This is a genomic window from Serratia sp. TMDUHS_CL, assembly GCF_037137105.1.
In the GTDB taxonomy this organism is placed as follows: Bacteria; Pseudomonadota; Gammaproteobacteria; order Enterobacterales; family Enterobacteriaceae; genus Serratia; species Serratia nevei.
The window spans coordinates 1-212 of the sequence record NZ_JBBBDV010000050.1; the positions used below are offsets into that span (position 1 = coordinate 1).

Sequence of the window (212 nt, forward strand, 5' to 3'; positions counted from 1 at the left end):
TATCTTAAACATGACTCGCAAGTCATCTTTAAGATTTTTTCGGTTATCGCTAACCGGTGATAATGTCTTTCACTCATTATCGGAATGGCGTCCCCAAGGGGATTCGAACCCCTGTTACAGCCGTGAAAGGGCAGTGTCCTAGGCCTCTAGACGATGGGGACACGAAAATCCGATTAAACTGAATAACTTAATCGGTTCGTATCAGCATGAAT

1 tRNA gene is annotated in these 212 nt (G+C 43.9%); it reads right to left on the minus strand.

The features are described from left to right. Positions 1-85 precede the first annotated feature (85 nt). Positions 86-161 (minus strand) — tRNA-Glu (locus WCL58_RS25325). Positions 162-212: the final 51 nt, after the last annotated feature.